This window comes from Hydromonas duriensis, from assembly GCF_004363775.1.
In the GTDB taxonomy this organism is placed as follows: Bacteria; Pseudomonadota; Gammaproteobacteria; order Burkholderiales; family Burkholderiaceae; genus Hydromonas; species Hydromonas duriensis.
This window is the reverse complement of record NZ_SNZE01000006.1, coordinates 23,327-50,276: the sequence shown is the minus strand read 5'-3', so window position 1 is coordinate 50,276 and position 26,950 is coordinate 23,327. Positions and strand designations below refer to the sequence as shown.

Here is a 26,950-nt window from a genome sequence, read left to right as displayed (position 1 = left end):
ACGATGTTTATCGGTTTGCTGCATGATGGCAGCAGTTTATGATTTTTTTGTGTAAGTCAATATAACGTGGGCGATGCAACCGAACACGATGCCCCAGAATGCGCTGCCCAGCTCAAACAAAGTCACGCCTGAAGCGCAGGTCATAAAGGTAATTAAAGCCGCTTCTCGTTCACTGGGCGAATGTTGGGTGGAAGTGGCGTTACTGATGCTGTTCAGAATTGCACCGAGCAAGGCCAGTCCAGCCAGTATGGTGATGAGCACCTTGGGCAGGCCTAAGAAAAATAAAACCAAAACGCCCGCGCATGTACCCAGCATCATGCTGAATACGCCGCACCACAATCCTGCGATGTATCGCTTGCTTGGGTCGGGGTGACACTCTTTTTCGGTACAAATCGCGGCGGTAATAGCAGCGAGGTTGATGCCAAAATTGCCAAACGGTGCGCTAATCAGCGACAGGAAAGCCGTTAGGCTGATTAAGGGTTTGGCAGGGGCTTGTGCTGCACTGAAGCCCGATGCGCGCAACACGGCAATGCCCGTCATTTGTTGACCCGTCAACGTGATTAACGCGAGGGGTAGGCCGATGTTGAACAACGCTTTGAATGTGAATTCTGGCGTGGTCCATAGTGGGGGGGCGACATGCAATGGCACATGCGGAACCGCGTGACCTTGGATACCAAAGACGTACACGCAGCCGACAAACAAGACCGCCAAAATGGCATAGCGCGCAAATAAACGCTTGCCGATGATGTACGTGGTCAGCATCAGCAGCATGAGTGTTGTGTCGGTCGAAAGTGTCATGAAGGTGTTGATGCCAAAGCGAAACAAAATCCCCGCAAGCAAAGCCGCTGCAATGGTTTTGGGTATGCGGTGCATGACCGAATCAAACGCGCCCGAAATGCCAATTAAAAAGATGATTGCACCCGCCACCACAAAGCCCGCAATGGCTTCTGGATAAGGCGTGTTCGGTAATGCAGAAATGAGGAAGGCCGCCCCTGGCGTGCTCCATGCCGTGATAATCGGTGCTTTAGTCACGTAGCTCAAGACAAAACCCGCAAAACCAAAAGTAAAACACAACGCCCACAACATCGAAGTCGTTTGTGCTTCGTTGAGCTGTCCCGCTTGCGCGGCTTGGATGACAATGGCGAGCGGCCCGCCATATCCTGCCAAAATTGCAATAAACGCGGCAGTTAGGGCGGTGGTTGATTGGTCGCGTTTTATCTGCGCCCATGTGAGGCGCGGGGTCGATGAAGAAGTGTGCATATTAACAACGTTAAAGGTGAGGATGGTTCGCTCATGTTCTCCAGTCTTCTTGCACCAAAAAAGAAGCTAAACATCGAGCGAATAAAAATTATGGAAGGTTCAATTGCCCTGTGGAAAATGGCATGACGCGCCCGCCCACTGTAATGTCACCCGTGTGATTGACCTCGAGATACAAATGATTTGGACGGTTGATGCTTTCCGCTTGAGTGATGTGCCATGCGAGCGGTGCTCGTCCCGCCTCATGCGCCCATGCCCCGAGGTTGCAACACGCCGAGCCTGTGCCAGGGTCTTCTAAAACAGCGTTGTCGATATTGAAAAAATAACGCGAAGTGACTTGATTATCCACCTCGTGCCACACATAAACATTTAAATGCGCCGCACTGACGGTGTCATCCACTAAAGCCGCAAGCTGCGGGCGCACGCGATGAACGGCCTCTGCGCTGTTTAACGGAACAACGAGTTGCCATGTGCCCGAATTCATCCAACGCGCGGGTGCGCCCAAATCAGCCATTGAGATGTTTAAAGCATCGGCCAAACCCTCGTTGCTCAATGACGGGGGCTGGCTCTCGTAACCCGAAATTTGTAAACGATAAATGCCATCGTCATGCGTAATCTGAACGGTTTTTGCTTGGGTGCTTAGGCTGAACGTGTCGGGCAGATGATGGTGTGTGTGCAACCACCAAGCAGCCCCAATGGTCGGGTGACCTGCGAATGGCATTTCATGGTCGGGCGTGAAGATGCGCAGCCGAGCCGCATCGGTATCGGCGTGGCTGATGAACACCGTTTCAGACAAGTTAAATTGTCGAGCAATCAATTGCATGGTCGTGCTGTCTAACGCGTCGGCATTGGGCACGATGGCGAGCGGGTTGCCGCCCCATGCGGTTTCTGCAAATACATTCACAATGGCATAATTAAGGACAGTTGAACTCATGAGTTTCCTTCAGCGAGCGCGAGGCGGGTGTCATTTAAAAAATCATCTACTTTATCCATAGGCGTCGCCCATGACGTTACCAAACGAATGGTTTGATGTGTATCCGATACTTTTTTCCAAATATGAAAACCATAACGTTGTTGTAGTTGCTCAACGGCATGATTCGGTAAAGTAGGGAAAATTAAGTTAGTTGAAGATAATGTTTCAAAAGCAACACCCATTGCCAATAAGCCATTTTGTAACCGCTCTGCGCAAGCGTTCGCATGTGCCGCAAGCGATTGAAACAAGTCATTGCTGAACAATGCCAAAAATTGACTGCCCACCACCCGCCCCTTGGCGAGCAAAGCGCCGCGCTGCTTGAGGTGATAACGAAAATCAACTTGCAAATCAGGATGAACAATCACAATCGCCTCGCCGAGCACCGCCCCATTTTTTGTGCCACCGATATAAAACACATCGGCCAATGCAGCGATGTCTGCTAAATCCCAATCCGCATCGTGACTCATCAACGCCGCACCTAAACGCGCACCATCCATGTACAAATACAAGCCATGCGTATCACAGCAAGCGCGCAACGCACGCAACTCCGCGAGCGAATACACCGTCCCCAACTCAGTCGCTTGCGAAATGAAGACCACCCGCGCCCGCACGGTGTGTTCCCAAGGATGCGCCGCGACCGCCGCCTCGATGCTCGCAGGTGTCAGCTTGCCTTGAGTGGCAGGCATGGCAATGATTTTATGCCCAGTGGCCTCAATCGCGCCTGTTTCGTTGCTGTAAATATGCCCAGTCTGCGCCGCGATAATGGCTTCAAAAGGACGCAGCATCGCCGCAAGCATCGTCAAGTTGGCCTGCGTGCCGCCGCTGACAAAATGCACGGCGGCTTTTGGAGATTTGCACACCGCGCGGATGGCGTCCGCCGCCTGTGCGCTCACGTCATCCAAGCCATAACCCGCGAGCTGTTGTGTGGGTTCGTGTGCTAAAGCGGCCATGCACGCAGGATGAGCGGTTTCTGAATAATCGTTGTAAAACTGGAAGTGCATAAATCCTCGGTTTGTTTAATAAGGGGCTGCTTTTAAAGAAGCCTACTTTTTGGTTTGCTTTTCTGTTAAATCAACAGCGCGTTTTTTTAGGTTTGCTTTGACATTGCGTGCAACTGTTTTGATTGGCTTTATGAGTTGGTGGGGGCTTTGGATTTCCGTGTTTTCCGTATCCGCTTATTTTAAGTTCATCCATTTTTTTTACAATAAAGTCTTCAAATTTATCCCTGAAGCCGTGATTTGTTTTTGACCTGTGGTTCCGAGCTGGGATAATATCGATATCATCAGGCAATACCACTTTATATTCATTGCCTGTGCCAAAGTACCAAAACCTTTGGCTGATGAGCACATTCTTGCCACGTTCAATATCGGAAGCGAAGTCAGCATCACCATTATGCCCAGACAGCGATGGTAAAGCCCGTTTGGTTTTATCGTCTGCGATGTCAATCCAAATACAATCTCCCGTGTCGCGATTATTTTTTGGGATTCGATTATTAAACGGGAGTTCTGTCTTACATTTGTTAATGTACTCACTCCATGTCAGGACGTCGTCAATAATCATGCAGTAGACAATTCTCCTTTTGTTGCCGCTTGACTTACAATCTAAACCAACCACAACATCGCCCTTTTTAGCGATGCGTCTGATGGCGGGTTTACATATGGCTAAAGTACAATAACCATTGTACGGATTTGGCGCACATCCAAAGTCGTCCTTAACAACATACGAAAATAATCGTGAGTCTTCATTTTCAAATAGTTTCATAACACGCCCAATGTATTGATTTTTCTATAAGTTTGGTATGTGGCGTGTTTTATCGCCAATCCAAAATCACCTTCCCACTCTGCCCCGAACCCATGACGGCAAAACCTTGTTCAAAATCATTGACGTTGAAATGATGGGTAATCAATGGGCTGATGTCCAAGCCTGATTGAATCAGCGCAACCATTTTGTACCACGTTTCAAACATTTCTCGACCATATATGCCTTTAATTTCCAGTCCTTTAAAAATCACTTGATTCCAGTCAATTGATGTATCGGCGGGCGGAATGCCGAGTAAGGCGACTTTGCCGCCGTGGTTCATTTGTTCAAGCATTTGTCGGAAAGCGATTGGGTTGCCTGACATTTCCAATCCAACGTCAAAACCTTCGGTCATGTGCAGCTCCGACATGACGCTTTTTAAGTCTTGTTGCATGACGTTGACGGCGCGGGTTGCGCCCATTTGTCGTGCCAAGTCGAGTCGATATTCGTTGACATCGGTAATCACGACGTGGCGTGCGCCGACGTGTTTGGCAATGGCGACTGCCATGATGCCAATTGGCCCTGCGCCTGTAATTAGGACGTCTTCGCCGATGAGGTTGAATGACAGCGCGGTGTGAACGGCATTGCCGAACGGGTCAAAAATTGCGGCGAGGTCGTCGGGGATTTCGGCTGGAATTGGAAAAGCGTTGAATGCGGGAATGACTAAATATTCAGCAAATGCACCTGCACGATTGACGCCGACGCCAACGGTGTTGCGGCATAAATGTCGTCGCCCCGCACGGCAATTGCGGCAGTGACCGCAGGTGATGTGGCCTTCGCCCGACACGCGGTCGCCAATTTTAAACCCAGTCACTTCTTGCCCCATGTCCGCGACCACGCCAATGTATTCGTGACCGACGTGCATCGGTACGGGAATGGTTTTTTGCGCCCATTCGTCCCAGTTCCAAATGTGCATGTCGGTGCCGCAAATCGCGGTTTTAGTGATTTTAATCAGCAAATCGTTGTGACCGACTTCGGGCATCGGTACGTCGGTCAACGTCAGACCTTTGTCTCGAGTGAGCTTGGCGAGTGCTTTCATGTTTTTTATCCTTGTTTGAAAATGGGTATGGCAAATATTTAAATCACGCCCAGCTTGCGCCCGACTTTGATGAATGCGGCCACGGCTTGGTCGATGTCTTTGCTGGTGTGGGCGGCGGACATTTGTGTGCGAATGCGTGCGCGCCCTTTGGGCACCACGGGGAATGAAAAACCGATGACGTATACGCCCTCGTTGAGCAACTCGGCTGCCATGTCGGCGGCGAGCTTGGCATCGCCGAGCATGACGGGGATGATGGGATGTGAACCCGCCAGTAGTTCAAAACCCGCCGCGCTCATGGCGGAGCGAAATTGGTTGGCGTTGCGTGTCAGTTGTGCGCGTAAAGCCGCTCCTTCGTCCGAGGATAAAATATCCAAGACTTTTAAGCTGGCGGCCGCAATTGCGGGCACGAGCGAGTTGGAGAATAAATATGGGCGCGAGCGTTGACGCAGCAGCTTGACGATGGCGGCGTTAGCCGACACATAGCCGCCCGATGCGCCGCCGAGTGCTTTGCCCAGTGTGCCAGTGTAAATATCGACCGCGTCGGATACGCCGCACCATTCGGGCGTGCCCGCACCCGTTGCGCCAATGAAGCCAACGGCATGAGAATCATCGACCATGAGCAATGCGCCATAGCGTTGTGTCAATTCGGCGATGCCTTGCAAATTGGCAATGCTGCCATCCATCGAAAACACCCCGTCCGTCACCACCAATGTGAAGCGCGCGCCTGCACTTTGAGCCGCTTTAAGTTGTGCTTCTAAATCGGTTAAGTCGTTGTTTTTATAACGATAGCGCGCTGCTTTGCACAAGCGTATGCCGTCGATAATTGATGCGTGGTTCAGCTCGTCTGAAATCACCGCGTCTTGTTCGTTGAGTAAAGTTTCAAACACGCCGCCATTTGCATCAAAGCAGCTTGAATACAAAATGGTGTCTTCTGTGCCTAAAAGTTGTGAAATTCGGTTTTCAAGCTGCTTATGGATGGTTTGCGTGCCACAAATAAAACGAACCGATGCGCAACCATAGCCATAATCATCTAAACCTTGCTTGGCTGCGGCGATGAGGCGTGCATCATCGGCAAGTCCTAGATAATTGTTGGCGCAAAAATTTAAAACAGTGCGCTGGTCGGATAATCGAATGTGCGAGCCTTGTGGTGTGGCAATGATGCGCTCGGGTTTTTCAAAGCCATCCGCGTGGATGCTCGCCAATGTGTCGTTCAAGTGGGTCAAATAAGCGGGATTCATTTTGATTCCTTATGGTTTTTAAGCAAGGGGCATTTAAATTATAAAAGTCATTGTAAAAGCAGTTTTTCAAATCAGCTGTTGTTTTATTTACAACCAAACCGCCACGGCGCAGTACACCGTCATCACCACGATGACGCCGTTGATGAGGCGGGCTAATGTTGGTTTATGCATCAGTTTTTGTAGCAACGCGCCGCCCTGCACCCAAGAGCCGCAACACAATAAGTTAATGCACACGAAAATGATGGTTGCAACCAAAGTGCTGATGAGTAAATGCCCATCGTTTGGTAAAAATGCGGCGGGCACGGTCAAGCCCATGACCCATGCTTTTGGGTTCACGTATTGAAACAGTGAGGCTTGCACAAAAGTCATCGGGCGGGCGCTCCCTTTGTTTTGTGCTGTGGGCAAATCGCCATCGCGGGGCAACGCGCCGTTGAGCCATAATTTATAGGCGAGCCAAAGCATGTATGCGCAGCCCGCTATTTTTAGGGCATCTTGTGCATGCGGTATTTTCCAAAAAAGCCCCGCAACACCCAAACAACACAACAGCAACATCAAGCCAAAGCCCAAACTCACGCCAAGTAGATGCGGCAAACTGTGGCGAAAACCAAACCGTGCGCCAGAGTAAAGCAGCATCAGGTTGTTAGGCCCTGGCGTGATGGAGGAGACAAAGGCGAACATCATCAACGCGCTTAAACTGGCGATGGAGAAATGGAATAATTCATTCATGTTAGGGCTTTTTGAGAGAGGGGTTTATTGTGTGATTGGTTTGACTGTCGGGCAGGGGTTTTGTTTTGGTTTGCAAGGGCATTTTTTTACCGATAAATGCCACAGAGACAACAGCACAGGCGAACACAATGGTCATGCCATCAATCGTTTCATTTAAAAGAGGGGCCGCCAGTGCAATTGACATAAACGATTGCAATAACTGCACTTGGGATACGCGCACTGCGCCGCCGAGGGTGAGTGCGTGGTACCAGACCATCATGCCAAACCACATAGAAAAAATGGATAAGTAGGCAAAGCCTGACCATGCCGTTGCGCTGATTGAGTGCTCAGGCCAAGTCAAAAAACTTGCGGGTACGGTGATGGGAAGCGAAAGGGTCAACATCCAACACAATGCTTCAGGTGCGGGCATGGTTTGCGACAGTTTGGCACCAAAAGCATAACCCATTGCGCACAACAATATCGCGAGTAAAATTAAAAAATCGCCCCAATGCAATACGATTGTTCCCGTGCGAAACAACGCAAAAGACATCACCAACGCGCCACCCAAGGTGGCACACAACCAAAATCCAAAAGAGGGTTTTTGCCGAAAGATGAGCGCGGATAAAATCGCCGTGAGTAAAGGTAATATGCCGTTGAAAACAGCAGCGTGTGCCGATGTGACGTATAAAAGTCCCAAAGTCTGAAAAATAGGAAAGCCAAACACATTCCCCAATGCCATCACGAACAAGATGCGTATTTGAGCCGCTGTGGGTTTCTTGGCTTTGACTGCAAATAAGTAGACCACCGATAAAACTCCCGCCACCGCCGCACGACCAAAAGCGATGAACAACGGCGAGAATGCGGCTTCAAACGACCCATCAGGGCGATAACCCATCGCCCATTTGGTCATCGGCAAGGTGATGGCAAATATCGCTACGGCGGTAAAGCCCAGCCAAAAACTTTTATTTTCATTCGATGTCGGCATTGTTTTAATTTTCTATTGTTGTAATGTATTGATGGGCTGAGTGCCATGCAACACCACGTCAGCCAATGCCCGTGTGTGTAATGCGGTGGTGTCAAATAGGGGCACATCCACATCGTTTTGCGTCAAAAGCAAACCAATTTCAGTGCAACCCAACACAACGCCTTGCGCCCCTTGTTGCGTTAATTTGCTGACGATGTGTTGATATTGATGTTTAGAGTGTCGGCGCACAAGGCCTTGGCATAACTCGTCAAAAATCACGTTGTGTATGCAATCACAATCGGTCGCTTCTGGCACGAGCACGTCAATGCCCGCTTGTGCAAATCGACTCCGAATAAAATCTTCAGTCATGCTGTAACGCGTGCCGAGAAATGCGATGCGCTGAATCCCCGCATCGTGCAATGCGGCAATGGTCGGCTGGGCAATGTGCAGCACAGGCACGCTCACTGAACTGGCGATGGCATCGTACACTTTATGCATGGTGTTCGTGGCGATGGCCACGCAGCTCGCGCCAGCCGCTTCGAGTTTTTGGGCGCGTTGGCTTAAATAGATTGAGGCCTTATCCCATTCGTTTGTTTGTTGCCATGCCGCGATGATTGAAAAATCAACGCTGTCTAAAATGATGGGGGCGGAGTGTAAACCGCCCAACGCAACGCGGATGTGCTGGTTAATTTGTTGATAGTACAACAATGAAGATTCCCAGCTCATGCCGCCGAGTAAGCCGATGGTGTTGAGTGTGTTTATTGGCGTCATGCTTTCTCCTCAGGCATTTTAAAATGAGCGTGAACGCAGGCCGCCATGGTTTGATTGTCCCGTTGTTGCAGTGCCTCATAAACGCCGCGTTGATTGTTAGCGGGTTGATTTTGGCTGACTTTCCATTTTCCAACGAGGCGACTGATGCGAATTTCAATACCAACGATTGCCCTCACATTGGCCGTGATGTAGTCCTCTGGCGCATCTGTCACTTGCCACGGCGCGTCAAAAGCCGATTCTTGTTGAGTGGTTAAATCACTGATTTGTTGGCGCACCCATGTCGAATCATCATGCACGCTCAATGCGCCATGCGCTTGGACGGTGGCGTAATTGTAGGTCGGCACGACTTTATGGGTCTGCGCTTTGGTGGGATACCATGAGGGCGAAATATAAGCCGTCGGCCCTTGAAAAATAGCCAAGGCTTCAACTGCGGCATCAAAGTCTTGCCACAGCGGATTGGCTCGCGCGACATGACCACGCAAGACGCCATGAGTTGAACCGTCATCCTGCCAAATCAATGGAATGGGATTCGCATTTAACCCCTCATCCGTTAACGTGACCAACATCGCCAACGGATGCTGACGCATCAATTCACGCAGAATTAAAGGATTGGCTTCATTAAACTGGGCGGGTGTGTACATAGCGTTCTCAATGTTAAGAGCGGGTTTAAATGGCTGAATATAAAGTGATTATTGTTCAACAATTTTTTCTGTACTTTACTCCAAACGTGCAGTACAGTACCGATACAATCATTCAAACAATTAAACAACTGTACTGAAATGAACAACGATACAATTCTCAACACTGGGGCAACGGGGCAGGACGACTTGGGCATTCAACCCATCACCAGCAAAGGTCTGGAAGCGGGTTTTAACAAAGTCGACCAAGTGGTCGCGTGGATGGGCGAGCGCGTTGACATGCGATTTTATGCGCCTGGTGCGCGCGTGCCATCGGTGCGCCAACTTGCGGAACGCTTGGGTGTGAGCCGTTTCACCATCGTCCATGCGTATGACAAATTGGTCGCGGCGGGGGTTTTGGTATCGCGCGCGGGTTCGGGTTTTTACGTGGCTTCGACCAGCAGCGAGCTGTCTAAGCGCGCGCCAGAAACCGATGCGCCGACCGAAAAAGACAATGTGGGCGCGCTCGACACCACATGGTTGATGCGGCATATTTTTTCACGAGTGCCTGACGACCGCTCACCAGGCAGTGGCTTGTTGCCTCAATCTTGGCTAGAAAATGAACGGGTGGGTATCGCCGTGCGAGCTGTGGTGCGCGCGTATGATGCGCAGATTTATGATTATGGCAATGTACAAGGCTATTTGCCCCTGCGCGAGCAAATGGTGGTGCAGTTGCATAAAATCGGCATGATGGCACGTCCCGAACAAATGATGACCACGCAAGGCGTGTCGGCTGCGATTGACTTGGTCGCACGCTATTTTTTACGCGCGGGTGATGCGGTGCTGGTCGATGACCCAAGTTGGTTTTGGTTATACGGCAGTTTGCGTGCGCAAGGTTTACGTGTGATTGGCGTGCCTCGCGACGCGGACGGGCCTGATATTGACGTGATGGCGCGTATCATGGCGCACGACAAGCCCAAACTGTATGTGACCAACAGCGTGCTGCATAATCCCACCTCGTGGGGCGTATCGCCTGCCCGTGCGTATCAAGTCTTGCGTTTGTTGGATGAACACGATGCCTACTTGTTGGAAGACGATATTTATGGTGACTTTCACGCGGGTGTGGCGAAAGGTGCGCCCGCGCTCCGTTACGCCGCTTTGGATCAATTTAAGCGCGTGTTTTATGTCGCGGGTTTTGCTAAAAGTTTAGCCGCCGATGTTCGCGTTGCAGTCCTCTGCTGCCCAACAGAACATGTGCAAGGCATGGTCGGGCGAAAAATGCTGTCGAATATGGTCAGCCCAGAATTAAACGAACGCATCGTTCATCGCCTCCTCGCCGACGGACAACATCGCCGTCACCTCGAACGCTTGCGCCAACGCATCAGCAATGCACACGTACATCTAAGAGAAGCCTTGCCTAAAGTGGGCTTGAGCTATCCACCGCTCACACAAGACGGGCTTTTTGTCTGGGTGGATACAGGCGTTGACACCAACGCGCTCGCCATCGCCGCCATGAACGACGGCTGGTTGGTCGCGCCTGGCGGCTTATTCTCGCCCAACCAAGGCGTATCAACGTTTATGCGTTTGAATGTGGCGCGGACAACGGATGAGTTTTTGGCGTGGTTAAAAAACTATTTGAAATAAATTTATACATCAATTAAAAATAATGAGAAAACAGTCTTTTGCAGTTATTGGTGCAGGTACAGCTGGCTTGGCTGCTGCTATTTTATTGGCTCGTCAGGGGCATGCCGTCACGGTGTTTGAACGTGTACCTGAATTGAAAGCGGTAGGCGCAGGTATTTTATTGCAACCATCGGGTATGGCAGCATTATCGGAATTGGGTGCTTTAGAAGCGTGTGCCCGATTAGCAGCTCCGATTGAGCGTTTGTATGGCACAAGCGGTCAGCGCGTGGTTTTGAATACAAAATATGATGATTGGCGTACTGGTAGCGTTGGCATGGGAATACACCGTGGGGTGTTGATGCACGCGCTACAACACGTGGCTCAATGCGAACACATAGTGGTGAAAACGGGTGTTGAAGTTGACCGTTTTGAGCAAAACGAACAAAGGGTTCGTTTGTTTACTCAGCAAAGCATGCTGGGTGAATTTGACGCTCTGATTTTAGCGGATGGCACACGTTCACAGTTGCGCTCAAAAATGCGCGTTAAACAAAAAATAGAGCCTTACCCGTGGGGGGCTTTATGGGCGATTTTACCCACGCCTTTGCAACAACAAAACAACCGAGACTTGCGCCAATGGTATCGCGGCTCGCGTCAAATGTTTGGTTTGATGCCCACGGGGTCAACCTTTGATAAGCCAACACAACAATTGACCAGCCTGTTTTGGAGTTTGCCAATAGATGAATTTGGCCGCTGGCAAGAGGAAGGGTTAGAGGCATGGAAGCAACAAGTCCTGCAGCTATCGCCCGAAGCCGAGCCGTTTTTAGCGATGATTAACGCCCCAGAACAATTGATGCTGGCACGCTATGCCGATGTTCGGATGCACGTTTGGCATGATGAACGCGTTATCGCTTTAGGAGACTGTGCTCATGCAATGAGTCCACAATTAGGGCAAGGGGCAAATATGGCGTTGGTCGATGCGTTGGTTTTGAGCCGAGTCTGTCAGGCGCAGAACAATGATGATATTAGAAATGCGTTCTTGCATTACTCAAAGATGCGTAAAAATCATTTGACGTATTATCGACAAGCCAGTCGGTTGCTCACGCCTCTTTTTCAATCGCATAGTCGAATTTTTGGCGCAGTGCGAGATGTGGTGCTTGTCACTACTCGCCACACTCAACTGGGTCGAACTCAATCCGTTGAAACTTTGGTCGGTTCAAAAACGGGGTGGTTGCAAGGGCATTTGGCTGATAAGGACTTATATGCTTGGATTAAATAAAATGACAGCGAGCGTAACAGCGAGATGTACATGAGTCATGCCAGCAATGTAATTAGTCGTTGGTATCGTTGAGTGGGGGGCTATTTTTGGCGTGGTTAAAAAAGCTATTTGAAACAGTCTGCCGAGAATAGATGGAATGGACGGTACAAGCACATCGCCCGCTCGGTTTCTGACTGTAAGACTCATATCAATCCATTGCTGGATTTATATGAGTTTTTGTACGATTTTTAATTCATAAAAAAGTTCATGCGATTATCTAAACGCATCAGCTTCAATATAACGACCCACTGGGTTCATGCACACGGCGCATTGCCCGTTCAGTATCAAGCTGCCTTTTTCTGCCCTGCCCGTGGCATTAAACATCGTCGTGACATCTTTGCAGTGGCTGCAATAGACGTTTTCTAAGACATTCTTTTTATCGTCAATCGGTAGCAAGCTCCATAGCTGAGCGGCTTGTGGTGTGAATTTGGGTAATTTAATGGACATTGTTTTTGTTCAATATTCGTTAAGTATTTTCAACATTGGGCACGATCTTATTACTTCTTGCAATCCTAAGTTCGTCTTGAATACTTGAAAATGTATTGCTCAATTTTTCAGGCAGACCATGTTGATGACTGCAAAGGTCATAATCAGAGTGATTTTTGGCAATTTGATACTTGAATAAACTTTCTAAAAGTAAGCGATATGCATGTTTGTGCTCGGTGTTTTTTGAAGACATTTTATTTTCACAATCTTTAATGCGAATAAGTAACTCCAAAAATGTTTCTAGGATGTTGATTAATTGTTGAACAGAATCTTCATCTTGAAGTTCTGATTCTGATGCATGAGGTTCGCAGATAATTTGACAAATTAGTTTATGTATTGCAGCTCCGCCTTCGCTAGATTCAATATCTTCTAGTGTGTCACAGTTGTAAGCTTCGATTTTGTCTTCATTCCTAGCACTTGAATATCGGTATTTTGGACTGGATAAAATTTCATCCATTTCTTCTTTTGTCTTTAGATAAGAAGGTGGTAAAGATTTAAAGCTAAAACTTTCAATATTCTTTTCAAGAAACCCATACAAACTTGCAATGCCAGCTTCTAAATGCTCAATTTGAAACTGTTCTCTGATTTTTTCATTAGCGTCAATCTGCGCTTTAAAAGCTCGATATACGAAATAGGCTGAGAACAAGCCAATAATTGGATTAAATACACCACCAAAAAAATCGCCAAACTGACCGCGTTCTGCTGAACTTGAGGGGAACTCAAAAGCCCGTGACTTATTGAGCCAACCATACTTATAAACTAGCCATAAGATAATCAAGCCAACCAATAATATCGCGATTAATTTTACTAAGTCACAAATTATGTTTTTAACTTTTGCTTTCATGTTCTTATGACTCATAAATTTTTTTAAAAAATTAGGTAAAAAATGCAGCGTAGCAATAGACAATACACAAAAAACTGTCACAGATATAAACAAAACAAGTAGTTTCAAGAAAATGCATGATATGGGGTACACCATCAAATCTCCTATCTAGGCAATGCCTTGAGTCGCCCAATGCTTTATCGTGTTTGAATGTGGATTGACAGCACTTGGTTTGCGGCACGTTGCATGCCGCCCAAGAGCATGATGTACGCCACATCAATGCTCTTGTTAGCGAAGTCTATGCGATTGGCGTTGGATTACACGCCGCGCAACAGTTCGTTGATGCTGGTTTTTGAACGGGTTTGAGCGTCAACTTTTTTGACGATGACGGCGCAGTACAAGCTGTATGAGCCATCTTTTGAGGGCAAGTTGCCTGAAACGACGACCGAGCCAGCAGGGATGCGACCGTAAGTGACTTCACCTGTTTCGCGGTCGAAAATTTTGGTCGATTGGCCGATGTACACGCCCATTGAAATCACGCAGTTGTCTTCAACAATAACGCCTTCAACCACTTCAGAGCGCGCGCCAATAAAGCAGTTGTCGCCGATGATGGTCGGGTTGGCTTGCATGGGTTCGAGTACGCCGCCGATGCCGACACCGCCAGATAAATGCACGTTTTTACCGATTTGAGCACACGAGCCAACCGTTGCCCAAGTGTCGACCATGGTGCCTTCATCCACATACGCGCCAATATTGACATAAGACGGCATCAATACCGTGTTTTTAGCAATGTATGAGCCGCGACGTGCAACGGCGGGCGGTACGACGCGAAAGCCGCCTTTGGCAAAGTCTTCTGCGGTGTAGTTGGCGAATTTGCTCGGGACTTTGTCATAGAACTGAGTAAAACCACCCGCGCCCATCACGGCGTTGTCTTCAAGACGGAATGACAATAGCACGGCTTTTTTAATCCATTGGTTGACATGCCAGTCGCCATTGATTTTTTCGGCCACGCGAATGGCACCCGAGTCGAGTTGTGCAATGACGCTGTCGACGGCTTCACGCACGTCTGCAGGTGCATTTTTTGGTGTGAATTCAGCGCGTTGTTCCCATGCGTCGTTAATGAATTGTTCGAGTTGGCTCATGCTCATTCTAGTCCTTGTGTCAGTGTTTAAAATAATCGCAACATTATATAGTTGTTCAATGGAATGTGAAAACCAACTTTTCAGCTCGTTTTAAAGTTGGTTGTGTGTTGCACACGAAAACCAAAAGTTTAATGCGAACCTTCGCTGGCGTGGTTTTTCGTGTACTTCGGCATTTCAATTTCTAAGTCCTCGTCTGCAACGATGGCTTGGCACGACAAGCGAGATTGAGCGGTTAGCCCCCAAGCCATGTCGAGCAAATCTTCTTCTTGGTCGCCAATCTCATTGAGCGATTGATAGCCTTTTCGCACAATGACGTGGCAGGTGGTGCAGGCCGCGACTTTTTCACACGCGTGTTCAATGTCAATATGATGTTGCAGCAAATTGTCGCAAATAGACATGCCTTGCTGGGCTTCAAATTCAGCGCCATTGGGGCAAATGGTCTCATGAGGGCGTACTTTAATAATTGGCATGGTTGTTTTTCAAAAAAATGTAAGTTTCAAAAAATGTAGGTGAATGTTTTAAAGGCGTGTTTGTAGCCTATAACGTGTCAATCGACTGACCTGCCAAGGCGTGCGCAATGGCTTTGTCCATGCGACGAGCGGCAAACTCTTCTGAAGCATGGGCAAGCCCGTCGCTGGCGGCGCGCAAGGCATCGGCTTGGCTCACATCATTCGCTTGAATTAAATCATCAATGATTTTGATGTGCTTGAGCAAGTCGCTACGTTCATCTTCAGTAAGCAATTCGCCGTCTTCGCTGATGGCGCTGTTGACCGCCAGCACAATGCGCTGTGCATCGACAAGCACTTCACGCCATGCGCGAGCCTGCATATCGTCTTTGGCGTGGCTGTTGCCATCCGTGAGCATCTTGGCAATGTCGTTGTCCGACAATCCATAAGAGGGCTTCACCGTGATTTCAGCGGATACGCCTGAATTGATTTCACGCGCCGAAACCGTGAGCAAGCCATCGGCATCGACTTGATACGTCACACGCACGCGCGCCGCGCCCGCGACCATCGGCGGAATGCCGCGCAATTCAAAACGCGCAAGCGAGCGACACTCGCTCACCAGCTCGCGTTCGCCTTGCACGACATGAAGTGCCATGGCGGTTTGTCCATCTTTGAACGTTGTGAACTCTTGCGCACGCGCCAACGGTAACGTGCTGTTGCGCGGGATGATTTTTTCCGTCAAGCCGCCCATGGTTTCGACACCAAGCGACAGCGGAATCACATCCAGCAACAACCAGTCATCATCCGAACGGTTGCCCGCTAATAAATTGGCTTGCATCGCTGCGCCGAGCGCGACCACTTGGTCAGGGTCAAGGTCATTCAATACGGGGCAAGCCACATGCGCCGCCACAGCACGCTGAACGTGCACCATCCGCGTCGCACCGCCCACCATCACGACACCCTGCAAATCGCTGCTGCTGACATGAGCCTGAGCCAAAGCCTCATCCAATACGCCAATGGTTTTATCAACCAAAGTTTTGGTCATCTCAAAGAACTGCGCTTGACTGAGCATTAAATTAACCTGATGTTCATCAGACAACGTGGCGCGAATGCTCACCACGCCGTTGGTGGTCAAATGCTCTTTCGCCCAACGGCTTTTGCTCTGTAATAAGCGCACGTCTTGTGTGGATAAATTGGCATGCAAACCGATTAAATTCGCCTGCTCCAAAATCCAACAATACACGCGGTGGTCAAAATCATCACCGCCCAAAGCCGTATCGCCGTGCGTAGACAAGACTTCAAACACACCTTTGGATAATTTTAAAATCGACACATCAAACGTACCGCCGCCTAAATCATACACCGCAAACACCCCTTCTTTCGCGATGTTGTCGGCATTATCCAAACCGTACGCAATGGCGGCCGCCGTTGGTTCATTCAATAAACGCAACACATTCAGCCCCGCGAGTTGCGCCGCATCCTTAGTCGCTTGGCGTTGCGCCTCATCAAAATACGCAGGTACAGTGATGACCGCACCGACCAGCTCATCGCCAAGGCTTGCAGTGGCTCGCGCGTGCAAAAATTTCAAAATATCGGCAGACACCTCAACAGGGCTTTTGACTCCCTGTGCGGTTTTTACGCTGACCATGCCTGGTGTATCGACCAAACAATAACCCGCATCAGGCAAGGCACGGGCATCGACAAAGCCGCGCCCCATCAAGCGTTTCACCGAAGCGATGGTGTTTCTCGGGTCGTTGGTCTGTAAGGCTTTCGCCGCGTAGCCCACCGTCGTCGCATCGGGCGCATAATGCACGACCGACGGCACGAGCGCGCGCGCGTCTTCGTCGCTTAAAACAGTAGGAAAACCATGGCGAACGGTCGCCACGAGAGAGTTGGTGGTGCCCAAGTCAATGCCTACCGCTAAACGATGTTGGTGGGGGAGGGTGGATTCACCGGGTTCGGAGATTTGGAGGAGTGCCATATTTGCTTTGCATCAATCTGTTCAAAGTTGGTTCAAGTAGTTTTGGTCTATCATTACGTTACTTTTTATGTCGTAAAAAATCACTTTGTTGTTCTTTTTAAAGGCGGCAAGTTGACCTTTGGTTAAACGCAAAATTCGATTTCTTATGGCTTGATAGCCTGATTTGTCGTAGACGTAAAAGAATAGATGATGTTTGGGTATTAATATGTTTGTGGCATCCCATCTTTTGGTTAACGCAGAAAAAAAGTTTTCAAAATGTATGTTGTCGGTGTCACCTAGCGAGCAACCAAAAAAATGAAACTCATTGGGTTCATTTGAAAAAATGTTGAGCAATAAATCTGGTGCAAACCCAAATGCCGCATGGTCTGATTTAAGTAAAAAATTACACTCCTCAGGTACTGAATCATCCTCAACGCCAAAAACGATGTTGTTTTGATTTAAAGAGCCGTGAATAAAAAATGGTTCTACAGCGTGTCCTCCATCTGTTCGACCTGTGTAATCTTTAAGGCTATTGGTATAGTTAAACGAATAGATTGAGTCAAATTTTTTTTGTTCTATTTCGTCTGGAAAGTTAAAGTCGTGATATGAGCCATTGTCATTAAATAAAGTCCCGTATTTTAATATTCTATAAGCATTTGATTTACTGTCATTTTGTTGTCTTTGTGCTTCAGTTAAATGCGTACATAAAGCCTCTTTTAATGCTACAAACTCTTTTTTTAGGTTGGTTTTAAATAAGAGATAAAGGTTATAAACAGAATCGATTTCTGGAAAAATGGCATCGTTAATACGATAGTACGTCGCCCCCGAAGTTATATTTTCAGTTATATATTTTTCTCGCTTTAAAAAGTTTTGAAGTGCATCGGGTTTTTTGTATAAATCATTAGCATAATTTTTTAACTCATGCTCAACGTCTACCCAGTTTTGAATTTCATTTTTATAATTTAAATAACGAGCCAACACATTTTGTGTTGCTATCAGGTTTTCAAAAGACTTTGACTCTGACCTTAGAAAGTCTTGATACGAAGTCTTTAAACCCAAATCTAAGTCAAAGCCATTTCCAATGATTAAAATTCTTTCCATCGTTTTTCTCTTTATTTACCTGTTTATGGCAACTGCTTCAAAAAATTCTCAACAAACTGGCACTGCGCAATGACCGTTTGCACTTGAGACCAGTTTTGAGCGGCGCATGCTTGCGCCAAGTATTCTAAGTTCTGCGCATGGATGGCATCGACTTCTGCGCGCACTTGTTCAACTTTGCCGTCTTCAAGGGCTTCGCGCCATTCCATTTGTTGCATTAAAAAATATTGTGGCAATTGTACTCGCATTGCTTCGCCCGTGAGTTCGGGCGCGTGCAGTTGCAGCAGGTAAGTGGCGCGAGCGATGGGGTCGCGCAGGGCTTGGTAGGCTTCGTTGGCGAATGTCGACCACTGCAACGCAAGGCGTTGTTCCATCGCGCTGGCGGCGGCGAAGCGGTCGGGATGAACTTTGTTGATAATGGTGCGGTGGCGTTCTGTGAGGTCGGCGAGGTTGAGGTCAAATTGTACGGGCAGTTGAAATAGCTCGAAGTAGTTTTGTTTCATGAGTTAAATCCAGCGACGGGTTTGGGCGCAGTAGTTTTGGTAGTGTTCGCCAAAGGTGTTGAGCATCATGCGCTCTTCGCGTGGAATCACAAGGTAGTTCATGATGATGAAAAATACAGCGGTGAATATCAAGAGGTGCGGCCGCAGGGCAAGTAAGGGTTGAACCATTAAAATCAACAACATGCCCAAGTACATGGGGTTGCGCGAGAGGCGAAAGAGCCATGTGGTGACGAGGGTGGTTGCGGTTTTGCTGGGGTTGACGCTGGTGTTGTGAATGCGAAATTGTAAACCTGCCCACATAATCAACACGACCCCGATGAGCAACAGCGCCAAGGCGGTCATGCCTGAGGCATTCGCCAAGGCGAGTGAGAATTTAATAAAACGACCGAATATCAATTGCGCCAATAGCAAAATCGCCATGAGCAACAAAGGGTAAATGCGGATATTCAGAAAGTTGAGCATAAATAGGGGTGTGCATGGATTGTTTAGCGGGGTTGATCGGTTTATACGTGGAATGACTCGCCGCAACCGCATTCGTCTTTGACGTTGGGGTTGTTGAATTTAAAACCTTCGTTCAAACCTTCGCGGGTGTAGTCCAGTTCTGTGCCGTCCAAATACGCTAAACTTTTTGGGTCAATCAGCAATTTCACGCCATGCGCTTCAAATACATTGTCTTCAGGTTCGAGGTTGTCGGCGTATTCCAATTTGTACGCCATGCCCGAACAGCCTGTGGTGCGCACACCAAGGCGAAGACCAATGCCTTTGCCGCGTTTGGTCAAGAAGCTTTGTACGTGTTGCGCTGCCGCCGCGGTCATTGAGACTGCCATGATGTGTTCTCCTTGTCTAGCTAGAGTGTTTGGCTTTGTAATCCGCCACCGCGGCTTTAATCGCATCTTCCGCGAGAATTGAGCAGTGAATTTTGACGGGAGGTAAAGCCAATTCTTCAGCAATTTGTGAGTTTTTGATGTCTAAGGCTTGGTCTACGGTTTTGCCTTTGACCCATTCGGTCACCAGTGACGATGAGGCGATGGCTGAACCGCAACCGTAGGTTTTGAATTTAGCGTCTTCGATGATGCCTTGTTCGTTGACCTTGATTTGCAGCTTCATCACGTCACCGCAGGCGGGTGCGCCGACCATGCCCGTGCCCACGCTGTCGTCGCCCTTGTCAAACGCGCCGACATTGCGCGGATTTTCGTAGTGATCCATTAGTTTGTCTGAGTAAGCCATGATGTTTCTCCGTTTTGAGCCAGTTGTTCGAGCTAGTTGTTTTGCGCCTTGTATTCACGCACAATGAAATAAATTAATGGTCCAAATGAGCCAGCTACTAGGGTTAATATCAGCCAAGGCCAAGGGCTAACCCCTCTTTTTTGCGTGTCGTGCCACATCCAAACCAAGAAAAAAGCCGAAGCGATAATTAAGTCAACCAGCACCTGTAAGCCCGCAGCGTTCGCCAGTTGGTATTGAAAAATACCGATGACGCCATGAGAAGCAACGGCAATCGCAGTGAGTACGCTAAAGCCCAGCAGTACAGCCCATAAAATCAACTTTTTCATATCATGTCCTTCTTATTTAATGCGCTGCCCATTGCACACTGTTTAAATCGATGCCTTCTTTGTACATTTCCCATAAGGGTGAGAGTTCACGCAGTTTGGCGATTTTCGATTGCATGAGGGCAATGACGGTGTCAATTTCTGCTTCGGTGGTGAAACGACCAACGGTAAAGCGAATCGATGAATGCGCCAGCTCATCGGAACGCCCCAAAGCACGTAAAACGTAAGAGGGTTCTAACGAGGCGGAGGTGCACGCTGAACCGCTGGATACGGCAACATCCTTAATCGCCATCATCAATGATTCGCCTTCAACGAAGTTAAAGCTGACATTTAAGTTGTGTGGCACGCGGCGGGTCATGTCGCCATTTAAATGCACTTCTTCCATGTTTTGAAAGCCCGTCCACAGGCGGTCGCGCAGTGCGCCGATGCGCTTGTTGTCGCTGTCCATGTCTTCTTTGGCGATGCGAAAAGCCTCGCCCATGCCGACAATTTGATGAGTCGCCAATGTGCCTGAACGCATGCCGCGTTCGTGGCCGCCGCCGTGCATTTGTGCTTCGAGGCGGATGCGCGGTTTGCGGCGCACGTAGAGCGCACCGATGCCTTTGGGGCCATACGTTTTGTGCGCTGAGAAACTCATTAAGTCAACTTTTAAGGCGTTCAAGTCAATGGTCACTTTCCCCGTTGATTGCGCGGCGTCCACATGAAAAATCACGCCTTTTTCGCGGCAAATCTCACCCAGCGTGGCGATGTCTTGAATCACACCAATTTCATTGTTGACGTGCATGACCGAAGCCAAAATGGTGTCGGGGCGAATGGCGGCTTTGAACGTGTCTAAGTCCAACAAGCCGCTGTCCCGCACATCAAGGTAGGTCACTTCGAATCCTTCGCGTTCCAGCTCGCGGCAGGTGTCGAGGACGGCTTTGTGCTCGGTTTTGACCGTGATGATGTGCTTGCCTTTATCTTTGTAAAAATGCGCCACGCCTTTTAAAGCCAAGTTGTTCGATTCGGTCGCGCCCGAAGTGAACACGATTTCGCGAGGGTCTGCATTGACCAGCGCGGCGACGTGAGAACGAGCCGTTTCTACAGCTTCTTCCGCCGCCCAGCCGTAAGGGTGGCTGCGTGAGGCTGGGTTGCCAAAGTGTTCGGTGATGTATGGAATCATTTTGTCCGCAACGCGAGGGTCTATTGGCGTGGTGGCGGAGTAATCCATGTAGATGGGCATGTTCATTGGGTAGTCTTTCGAATGTCTAAAAATTGCTATTACATTTATTGCATGTGAATGACATGCTCTGACGACTTGAGTGCTGCATTGTGCGCCAAATGGTCTTGCACCAAGTCGTGTAAGCTGACTGAATCAAGGTACTCAAACATTTTGCTGTTTAAATTGTTCCATAAATTGTGCGTCATGCATTGATGGCCGTTTTGACAGTCAGCCCGACCTTCGCATTGACGCGTGTCCAACGGTTCATCTACCGCTACAATGATATGAGCAACAGAAATGGTTTCTGGGGCGCGAGCCAGCACGTAGCCGCCACCAGGGCCTCGAACGCTGTCTACCAATTTGTTGCGGCGTAATTTGCCGAATAATTGCTCAAGGTAAGACAAAGATATTTGTTGACGCTCAGAAACCGCCGCTAAGTTGACAGGACCGTCGCTCGAGCGCAAGGTCACGTCTAATAGTGCAGTCACCGCAAATCGTCCTTTCGTAGTAAGTCGCATAGTGTGATCCAATTCTTAAATATGTCGTTGATTTTATAGGGCAATTAAGCTCAATGTGAAATATAAATAATCTGGTGATGACATCTTAGCGAATGTGCAGCCATTGTAACATAAACCCGATTAAATTACTCGGGTATTACCCACAGAAAGCCTTACCACGCATAAGGGTATGGCATTATATTACAGGATGCGGTGGGAGGGCTAAAAGTGGCGGGGCGTGTTAAAATCCCCACTTTTAATGGAATGGTTGTCTAAACGCTCATGAGTGCATTCAAACCGCCTATTTGGCATAAACCCGATGGCACACCGCTGGCCTGTGTTGAAAAAATCAAAGTGCTGAACGAAAACCTTGAGGAGCTGCATCAGCTTGCGCAGGATATGCTTGATGATGCGGTGCTCATGGGCGGCACAGAGGAGCAGGTGCGCACGACATTGATGGCGCTTGTAAGCAGTTTGGATTCAAATTATCCAGAGCAGCAGCCTTGAGGCGTAGGTTGAATAGGTTGCTGTTTTTATTAGCAAATTTTCCCCAACATAAATCGCGTACAATGGCGGTTTAAAATATTCTGGATTCATGCAGCATGACAGCAACAAATGGAACACAAATAGCGACTACTGACGAAATTATTACCGAGTTAAAAGAGGGTCGGATGGTGATTTTGGTCGATGAAGAAGACCGCGAGAACGAAGGCGATTTGGTGCTTGCCACGGATTTTGTCACACCGCAGGCGATTAATTTTATGGCCAAGCATGGCCGCGGCTTGATTTGTTTGACTTTAACCGAAGCGCGTTGTGATGAGCTGAATTTGCCGATGATGGTCGGCGGGGGTGAAAATGGCACGCAATATGGCACGAATTTCACCGTGTCGATTGAGGCGCGAGAAGGCGTCACCACAGGCATTTCTGCGGCCGACCGTGCCCGCACGATTGAAGTGGCCGCCAGCGCAAAATACGGCGTTGCGGATATTGTTCAGCCTGGGCATATTTTCCCTTTGCGCGCGCGCGATGGCGGCGTGTTGGTGCGAGCAGGACACACCGAAGCGGGTTGCGATTTGGCGCGTTTGGCGGGACTGACCCCCGCATCTGTTATTTGTGAAATTATGAATGACGATGGCGAAATGGCGCGTTTACCCGATTTGAAAATATTTGCAGAGCAACACGGTCTAAAAATTGGCACGATTGCTGATTTAATCGAGTATCGCAGCGCCCGCGAAAAGCTGGTCGAACGTATTGGCGAACACACCATGACATCAGCGCACGGCGATTTTCGCGCCGTATTGTACAAAGAAGCATGCAGCGCACAAGTTCACTTGGCGCTGGTGAAAGGTGATGTGAAAACCGCGGAGGTTGTGCCCGTGCGCGTGCATGAGCCGCTGTCTGTGTTAGATGTGCTGGATGTGGGGCAAACGACACATTCGGTCTCGGTCAATGCGGCTTTACAGTACATTGCCCAACAAGGCGTTGGCGTCGCTGTTTTGCTTAACTGTCAGGAGTCCTCGGTGCGCTTGGTTGAGCAGTTTCAACGTTTAAATGCGAAAAACAGCGGTCAAAGTGCAGTGCAAAAACAGCCGACTGAGTTGCGCTTATACGGTATCGGTGCGCAAATTCTCAAAGATTTGGGCGTGCAAAAAATGACACTTTTAGGCAGCCCGCGTAAAATGCCATCAATGGGTGGCTTTGACCTCGAAGTCACAGGCTTTACGACCTTGTAAATGCCCGCCACAAAACAAATAAGTGTCACTTTTTTAATTCATATTGGAAAACACCATGATTGAACAATTTAAACCCGAAATTTCAGGCAAAGACCTGCGTATTGGTATCGTCCAAGCGCGTTTCAACGAAGATATTTGCAATGCGCTGTTGAATGCTTGCGTCACCGAATTGATGGCGCAAGGCGTATTGGAAGAAGATATTTTGTACATCACCGTCCCTGGCGCGCTTGAAGTGCCTTTGGCTTTACAAATGATGTGCCAGTCCGAAGAATTTGACGCCCTTATTGCGCTAGGTGCTGTGGTACGGGGCGAGACGTATCATTTTGACCTCGTTTCAAACGAATCAGGCGCGGGCGTGACCCGTGTCAGTCTTGACCATAACATGCCGATTGCCAACGCAATTTTAACGGTTGAAAACGACGAACAGGCATTTGCACGCGTCCAAGAAAAAGGCGCGGATGCGGCGCGAGTTGCCATCGAAATGGCCTGCCTGTATGAAGGTTTGGACGAGTTTATCGGATTCACCACTGATGAGGAAAACGCATAATGGCTAAAGAATCCAACAGCAAAAGTGCACGCCGCCGCTCTCGTGAGCTGGTGGTTCAAGGCTTGTATCAATGGCTCGTCACGGGCGAGGGCAGCGTAAGCGCCGCCGATGTGTTCATCCGTGAAACCCCTGATTTTCATAAAGCCGATGAAGCCTATTACACCCAAATGTTAAAAGGCGTGGTCGCCCAAGTTGCCGAACTGCGCGAAGCGCTGGTGCCTTGTGTCGACCGTCCGCTGGTTGAGCTCTCGCCTGTCGAACACGGTGTTTTATTGGTTGCGGCGTATGAGTTGAAAAACGAATTGTCGGTGCCTTATAAAGTCGTGATTAACGAAGCCGTCGAAATCACCAAGAGTTTTGGTGGCACCGATGGTTTTAAATATGTAAACGGTGTGCTGGATAAATTGGCGGGTGGTTTAAGGGCGTTGGAAGTTGGTATCTGATAACTTAAACTTATAAGTTTGGCTTGGTTGAATAGGCCTCAATATTTTTTAATTGCTAAAATATTGAGGCCTTATTGCAAAAAAAGTAGCCAATTTAAAATAGGGGGAGGCGATGGCTCTTTGTAAGATGATGACAGTTCCAAGAAGCTTGAGCTTACAAAATGCTATAGATTTTTGTAATACTTTTTGGGATATCTCTGATGAAGTAGACGAAATTGTTTTTGATTTTAGATTTTTAGAGCATATTGAACCTTTTGGTATGGCATATGTCTCTAGTCAAATCTCCGAGGTTTATAAATGTCAATCTAAGCGAGGTGTTCGTTTTAAAGCGCAGAATTATAAAGAGAAGAGTTACCTTGCACATATGGGTTTTTTTAAAGCGTTTGGTTTGGATTTTGGTAAGTCACCTGGGCAAGCGGGTGGTAGCTCGAGTTATTTGCCCTTAACAATAATAAATATTGAAGATATAAAAAAAGAGGCCTTTGAGAAAGGTGAGGCAATTGGAAACCTGATAGAGGCAAAGTCAAGTTCGTTGGCGAGGATGTTGATAAGAGCAGATAGCGGCGAACTTTTTGACACGCTTACTTACTCATTAAGAGAGGTGATGAGAAATGTTGTTGAACACTCAAATTCATCTGTTCTAGAGTTTTGTGCGCAATTTTGGCCTACAAAAAATAAAGTGGAAATAGTTGTTTTAGATTTGGGAGTTGGTATTAAAAACTCTCTTTCAAATAACCCTTATTTAAGTATGTCGTGTGATCGAGATGCTTTGCAATTATCGTTGTTGCCAGGTGTGTCAGGAAAGATGTACAAGGGTGTTAAGAAAAATCATAATGATGTATGGCAAAACTCAGGGTTTGGACTTTATATGACGAGCCGAATAGCAAGAACGGGTGGAGAGTTCTTTATTGCAAGCGGTAAGTCTGGACTGCTGTTGAAGTTAGGGCAAAAAATTAACTTTGATTTAGTAGGCTTTAGTGGAACTGTTTTGAGAATGGTTATAAATACCAGTTCATTGAAAGACTTGAAGAGTCAGCTTAAAAAATTTAAAAACGAAGGATATTGTATTGCATCTGAACTCAAAAACTGGGAGTGCATTGAGTCTTCGGTTGCTTCAATGATGCTTTCTAGAGATTTTTTAGAGATAGTTTAGCGATGCACGAATTTCAAATCATCCAATCCTATTTCACCCATCTCTCACGGCGTGCTGATTTGGGTGTGGGCGACGATGCGGCATTGTTTAGGGTGTCGCCGAATTGTCAATGCGTGGTCACCAGTGATATGTTGGTGGCGGGGCGGCATTTTTTTCCAGATGTTGATGCGCGAACGCTGGGGCATAAAGCACTGGCGGTGAATGTGTCAGATTTGGCGGCGATGGGGGCTGAACCATTGGGTTTTACCTTGTCCTTGGCGTTGCCGTCGGTCGATGAGGCTTGGTTGGCGGATTTTAGTGGTGGATTATTGGCACTGGCGACCTCGTTCAATTGTGATTTGATGGGCGGTGACACCACGCGAAGCGGTTCGGGTGCGGGTCTTGGTGGGCTAGATGGTTTGGTGATTAATATCACAGCGTTTGGTCAAGTGCCCGCTGGGGCGGCGATTCGGCGAGATGGGGCGCGAGTGGGCGATGACATTTGGGTGTCTGGCACGCTGGGCGATGCGGCCTTGGCTTTGGCTTTATTGCAACGACAGCGTGCGGGTGAATCATTGCCAGAGCAGGACAGTACAACGCTGGCGCAGTTGCGTTCGCGCTTAGAAATGCCAACCGCAAGAGTTGAATTGGGCTTGGCGTTGCGTGGGGTGGCGAGTAGCATGCTGGATGTGTCGGATGGTTTGGCGGGCGATGTGCGACATATTTTGCGAGCGTCTAATGTCAGTGCTGAAATTGATTGCGACGCACTGCCTTTATCATCGCCGCTTGCGTTGATGACGTTTGAGCAGCCTTGGCAACGCTGGCGTTTGGCTTTAACGGGTGGGGATGATTATGAGTTGTGCTTCACCGCACCCCTGTCGATGCGTGCGCGGATTGCCGACTTGGTCGGTGAGTTGGGTGTGCCACTCACGCGGATAGGTCGCGTTGTGCCTGTCGATTCATTGGGTGCACCGCGCGTGATGTGGCAGAGTGAGATTTCCTCGGATAGCTTGGCACACATGAATGATTGGCAAGGGTATAATCACTTTTCTTGAGGGCAGCATGACAGTGCTGTGCCAGTCGCTAACTG

Annotated in this window: 31 protein-coding genes; 8 read left to right on the top strand and 23 right to left on the bottom strand. The window is 48.5% G+C overall.

The genetic code is table 11. The features are described from left to right. Positions 1-36 precede the first annotated feature (36 nt). The 10 genes from DFR44_RS04095 to DFR44_RS04050 form a co-directional block, all read right to left on the bottom strand. Positions 37-1,260: a benzoate/H(+) symporter BenE family transporter gene (locus tag DFR44_RS04095; protein ID WP_133619438.1), complete on the bottom strand. Its 1,224-nt coding sequence runs from the start codon at positions 1,258-1,260 to the stop codon at positions 37-39. 88 nt (positions 1,261-1,348) lie between these two features. Further along, complete coding sequence (locus DFR44_RS04090) at positions 1,349-2,191, bottom strand: PhzF family phenazine biosynthesis protein (protein WP_133619437.1); 843 nt, start codon at positions 2,189-2,191, stop codon at positions 1,349-1,351. Next, complete coding sequence (locus DFR44_RS04085) at positions 2,188-3,231, bottom strand: threonine aldolase family protein (RefSeq protein WP_133619436.1); 1,044 nt, start codon at positions 3,229-3,231, stop codon at positions 2,188-2,190. Before DFR44_RS04085 ends, DFR44_RS04090 begins: the two co-directional genes overlap by 4 nt. Before the next feature lie 70 nt (positions 3,232-3,301). After that, positions 3,302-3,991, bottom strand: coding sequence for an Nmad2 family putative nucleotide modification protein (locus DFR44_RS04080; RefSeq protein ID WP_162845150.1), 690 nt, complete (start codon positions 3,989-3,991; stop codon positions 3,302-3,304). A gap of 49 nt (positions 3,992-4,040) precedes the next feature. Further along, positions 4,041-5,066: an L-threonine 3-dehydrogenase gene (gene tdh / locus DFR44_RS04075; RefSeq protein ID WP_133619434.1), complete on the bottom strand. Its 1,026-nt coding sequence runs from the start codon at positions 5,064-5,066 to the stop codon at positions 4,041-4,043. Positions 5,067-5,104: 38 nt separating this feature from the next. Next, positions 5,105-6,304, bottom strand: coding sequence for a glycine C-acetyltransferase (locus DFR44_RS04070; RefSeq protein WP_133619433.1), 1,200 nt, complete (start codon positions 6,302-6,304; stop codon positions 5,105-5,107). An 87-nt stretch (positions 6,305-6,391) separates the two neighbouring features. Further along, positions 6,392-7,030, bottom strand: a complete 639-nt coding sequence (locus DFR44_RS04065; protein ID WP_133619432.1) for a LysE family translocator — start codon at positions 7,028-7,030, stop codon at positions 6,392-6,394. A gap of 1 nt (position 7,031) precedes the next feature. Beyond that, the gene (locus tag DFR44_RS04060; RefSeq protein ID WP_133619431.1) at positions 7,032-7,994 is read right to left on the bottom strand and encodes a DMT family transporter; all 963 of its coding nucleotides are present in this window, start codon (positions 7,992-7,994) and stop codon (positions 7,032-7,034) included. Positions 7,995-8,006: 12 nt separating this feature from the next. Beyond that, complete coding sequence (locus DFR44_RS04055) at positions 8,007-8,744, bottom strand: aspartate/glutamate racemase family protein (protein ID WP_133619430.1); 738 nt, start codon at positions 8,742-8,744, stop codon at positions 8,007-8,009. Then, the gene (locus DFR44_RS04050) at positions 8,741-9,385 is read right to left on the bottom strand and encodes an FMN-binding negative transcriptional regulator (RefSeq protein WP_133619429.1); all 645 of its coding nucleotides are present in this window, start codon (positions 9,383-9,385) and stop codon (positions 8,741-8,743) included. Before DFR44_RS04050 ends, DFR44_RS04055 begins: the two co-directional genes overlap by 4 nt. 138 nt (positions 9,386-9,523) lie before the next feature. On the opposite strand from DFR44_RS04050, the gene DFR44_RS04045 reads away from it, so the two are divergent. After that, the gene (locus tag DFR44_RS04045; RefSeq protein ID WP_133619428.1) at positions 9,524-11,005 is read left to right on the top strand and encodes an aminotransferase-like domain-containing protein; all 1,482 of its coding nucleotides are present in this window, start codon (positions 9,524-9,526) and stop codon (positions 11,003-11,005) included. Between the two features lie 22 nt (positions 11,006-11,027). After that, positions 11,028-12,260: an FAD-dependent oxidoreductase gene (locus tag DFR44_RS04040; RefSeq protein WP_133619427.1), complete on the top strand. Its 1,233-nt coding sequence runs from the start codon at positions 11,028-11,030 to the stop codon at positions 12,258-12,260. Between the two features lie 252 nt (positions 12,261-12,512). On the opposite strand, the gene DFR44_RS04035 is transcribed toward DFR44_RS04040, so the two are convergent. The 13 genes from DFR44_RS04035 to DFR44_RS03975 all read right to left on the bottom strand — a co-directional run bounded on the left by DFR44_RS04035 (position 12,513) and on the right by DFR44_RS03975 (position 22,026). After that, positions 12,513-12,746: a hypothetical protein gene (locus DFR44_RS04035; RefSeq protein ID WP_133619426.1), complete on the bottom strand. Its 234-nt coding sequence runs from the start codon at positions 12,744-12,746 to the stop codon at positions 12,513-12,515. 19 nt (positions 12,747-12,765) lie between these two features. After that, positions 12,766-13,644, bottom strand: coding sequence for a hypothetical protein (locus DFR44_RS04030; RefSeq protein ID WP_133619425.1), 879 nt, complete (start codon positions 13,642-13,644; stop codon positions 12,766-12,768). Positions 13,645-13,925: 281 nt separating this feature from the next. Beyond that, a complete protein-coding gene (gene dapD / locus DFR44_RS04025; protein ID WP_133619424.1) occupies positions 13,926-14,750 on the bottom strand; it encodes a 2,3,4,5-tetrahydropyridine-2,6-dicarboxylate N-succinyltransferase in 825 nt (274 codons plus the stop codon). Between the two features lie 128 nt (positions 14,751-14,878). Further along, entirely contained in the window at positions 14,879-15,220 is a 342-nt protein-coding gene (gene fdx / locus DFR44_RS04020) for an ISC system 2Fe-2S type ferredoxin (RefSeq protein ID WP_133619423.1), read from the bottom strand. Positions 15,221-15,287: 67 nt separating this feature from the next. After that, positions 15,288-17,177 (bottom strand): Fe-S protein assembly chaperone HscA, encoded by a 1,890-nt coding sequence (hscA, locus tag DFR44_RS04015; protein WP_133619422.1) that lies wholly within the window; start codon positions 17,175-17,177, stop codon positions 15,288-15,290. A gap of 21 nt (positions 17,178-17,198) precedes the next feature. Then, complete coding sequence (locus DFR44_RS04010) at positions 17,199-18,257, bottom strand: AbiH family protein (protein ID WP_133619421.1); 1,059 nt, start codon at positions 18,255-18,257, stop codon at positions 17,199-17,201. A 23-nt stretch (positions 18,258-18,280) separates the two neighbouring features. Continuing rightward, the gene (gene hscB / locus DFR44_RS04005; RefSeq protein ID WP_133619420.1) at positions 18,281-18,757 is read right to left on the bottom strand and encodes a Fe-S protein assembly co-chaperone HscB; all 477 of its coding nucleotides are present in this window, start codon (positions 18,755-18,757) and stop codon (positions 18,281-18,283) included. Positions 18,758-18,760: 3 nt separating this feature from the next. Next, a complete protein-coding gene (locus DFR44_RS04000; protein WP_162845149.1) occupies positions 18,761-19,219 on the bottom strand; it encodes a methyltransferase family protein in 459 nt (152 codons plus the stop codon). 41 nt (positions 19,220-19,260) lie between these two features. Next, positions 19,261-19,584, bottom strand: a complete 324-nt coding sequence (iscA, locus tag DFR44_RS03995; protein WP_133619418.1) for an iron-sulfur cluster assembly protein IscA — start codon at positions 19,582-19,584, stop codon at positions 19,261-19,263. A gap of 16 nt (positions 19,585-19,600) precedes the next feature. After that, on the bottom strand, positions 19,601-19,984 hold the full coding sequence (gene iscU, locus DFR44_RS03990; protein WP_133619417.1) for a Fe-S cluster assembly scaffold IscU: 384 nt from the start codon (positions 19,982-19,984) through the stop codon (positions 19,601-19,603). Between the two features lie 32 nt (positions 19,985-20,016). Then, a complete protein-coding gene (locus DFR44_RS03985) occupies positions 20,017-20,310 on the bottom strand; it encodes a DUF2834 domain-containing protein (RefSeq protein WP_133619416.1) in 294 nt (97 codons plus the stop codon). Between the two features lie 16 nt (positions 20,311-20,326). Then, positions 20,327-21,535, bottom strand: coding sequence for an IscS subfamily cysteine desulfurase (locus tag DFR44_RS03980; RefSeq protein ID WP_133619415.1), 1,209 nt, complete (start codon positions 21,533-21,535; stop codon positions 20,327-20,329). Between the two features lie 38 nt (positions 21,536-21,573). Beyond that, entirely contained in the window at positions 21,574-22,026 is a 453-nt protein-coding gene (locus tag DFR44_RS03975) for an Rrf2 family transcriptional regulator (protein WP_133619414.1), read from the bottom strand. Between the two features lie 261 nt (positions 22,027-22,287). Here DFR44_RS03975 and DFR44_RS03970 point away from each other — a divergent pair, with 261 nt between their 5' ends. The 6 genes from DFR44_RS03970 to thiL all read left to right on the top strand — a co-directional run bounded on the left by DFR44_RS03970 (position 22,288) and on the right by thiL (position 26,915). Then, positions 22,288-22,512 carry a hypothetical protein gene (locus DFR44_RS03970; protein ID WP_133619413.1) on the top strand — a complete coding sequence of 75 codons (225 nt, stop codon included), beginning with the start codon at positions 22,288-22,290 and terminating at the stop codon, positions 22,510-22,512. 95 nt (positions 22,513-22,607) lie between these two features. Next, complete coding sequence (ribBA, locus tag DFR44_RS03965) at positions 22,608-23,738, top strand: bifunctional 3,4-dihydroxy-2-butanone-4-phosphate synthase/GTP cyclohydrolase II (RefSeq protein WP_133619412.1); 1,131 nt, start codon at positions 22,608-22,610, stop codon at positions 23,736-23,738. A 55-nt stretch (positions 23,739-23,793) separates the two neighbouring features. Further along, positions 23,794-24,285, top strand: a complete 492-nt coding sequence (gene ribH / locus DFR44_RS03960; protein WP_133619411.1) for a 6,7-dimethyl-8-ribityllumazine synthase — start codon at positions 23,794-23,796, stop codon at positions 24,283-24,285. Then, the gene (gene nusB, locus DFR44_RS03955; RefSeq protein ID WP_133619410.1) at positions 24,285-24,728 is read left to right on the top strand and encodes a transcription antitermination factor NusB; all 444 of its coding nucleotides are present in this window, start codon (positions 24,285-24,287) and stop codon (positions 24,726-24,728) included. Before ribH ends, nusB begins: the two co-directional genes overlap by 1 nt. Before the next feature lie 112 nt (positions 24,729-24,840). Continuing rightward, the gene (locus tag DFR44_RS03950) at positions 24,841-25,881 is read left to right on the top strand and encodes a hypothetical protein (RefSeq protein ID WP_133619409.1); all 1,041 of its coding nucleotides are present in this window, start codon (positions 24,841-24,843) and stop codon (positions 25,879-25,881) included. Positions 25,882-25,883: 2 nt separating this feature from the next. Then, on the top strand, positions 25,884-26,915 hold the full coding sequence (gene thiL / locus DFR44_RS03945; RefSeq protein WP_133619408.1) for a thiamine-phosphate kinase: 1,032 nt from the start codon (positions 25,884-25,886) through the stop codon (positions 26,913-26,915). Positions 26,916-26,950 lie beyond the last annotated feature (35 nt).